This is a genomic window from Candidatus Infernicultor aquiphilus (genome assembly GCF_002784285.1).
In the GTDB taxonomy this organism is placed as follows: Bacteria; Atribacterota; Phoenicimicrobiia; order Phoenicimicrobiales; family Phoenicimicrobiaceae; genus Infernicultor; species Infernicultor aquiphilus.
Genome location: NZ_PFKO01000291.1, coordinates 1 through 1,158 on the forward strand (window position 1 = coordinate 1; position 1,158 = coordinate 1,158).

General features: G+C 27.6%; 2 protein-coding genes and 1 pseudogene. All 3 read left to right on the forward strand.

Annotated elements, in window-relative coordinates:
* Positions 1-406 (forward strand): annotated as a pseudogene (locus COZ07_RS07980) (hypothetical protein); the annotation flags it as partial.
* The gene (locus tag COZ07_RS07985; RefSeq protein WP_406608037.1) at positions 403-630 is read left to right on the forward strand and encodes a hypothetical protein; all 228 of its coding nucleotides are present in this window, start codon (positions 403-405) and stop codon (positions 628-630) included. The pseudogene COZ07_RS07980 and the gene COZ07_RS07985, both read left to right, overlap by 4 nt.
* Positions 627-1,158 (forward strand): hypothetical protein (locus tag COZ07_RS07990; protein WP_406608038.1); only part of this gene is annotated, 532 nt, incomplete at its 3' end. The genes COZ07_RS07985 and COZ07_RS07990, both read left to right, overlap by 4 nt.

The following is a 1,158-nucleotide window of genomic DNA, read 5'->3' on the forward strand; positions in this document are numbered from 1 at the left end:
AGATATCACTACAGTAAAAGACCAATTTGGTACTTCTTTTATCGGCGAGATGGGAGTAGGAGACGCCTTAAAGGGCGCTGCTACAAATTCTCTTGAAAAATGCGCATCAATGTTAGATATCGGGCATATGGCATACAAGGGTCTTCTCCCTGCGCCCAAAGAAGATATCTTTTTAAATAAAGAAAATAAACCCTCAAATATTAATATTAGAGAGAAAGACGAAACTGAAGAAGAACTTAAAATAAAACTTAAAAATTTATGCACAAAATATCAAATTGGTAAAGTAGGATTGACAAATCTTATTAAAAATATTTTAAAGAAAGATATTGCTATTGTTGATTTAAAAGAACTTGATGATTTTAAAAAATTGATCAAACATATTGAAGTTAATAAGGCTCCATTTTGACACTACAAAGCATAATTTTTCATAAATATAGAATGTTAATTCCTTCTTCAACATGGGGAAGACTTGGTCGACTTAAAAAGCGTTATGGGCAAGATACAGTAGAAAAAGCAATTGAATATATTAATAATAAACCACAAAATATTCATCATCTTTTTAATTTAATTGAAATACGTTGTCAACAAATAATTAACAATACAGAGACAGTGGATATTTTTAAATTATGACAGAAAATATAGAATGGAAAATTCTCTGGTGTTTATTTGATGAAGTTATTAAATATGAAGTTATTGCTAAAGTTTCGGAAAAGTACTTTACTCAATCAATTACTCAAGAAATTTTTACTTACTGTCGAGAAAATATCATTGAAAATAATATAATAAATAAAGATTCTATTTTAGTAAAATTTAATAATTCTACTGAAATTAAAGAAAACTTAATTCCTGTTGACACAACAATTTACAAAACCTACATTGATAAGTTTGTAGAAGAATACTGTCATAATCGGATTCATTCATTCGGAGAAAAGATTCTTGCAGAAAGAGTTAATTCAGATAATATTTACACAGAAATCGGATCATTAGTTAAAGATATATCTTGTGACAATGATTTCCAAACAATTTATATGTCAGATGTTGTTGATAAGATTGTTAAAAGTGTTACAGAAGGAGAAGAGTATTTTGATGGGATTGCAACCTATATTCAATCTTTAGATGAAAAATTAAATGGATTAAAGCCTGGAAACTACATTATTA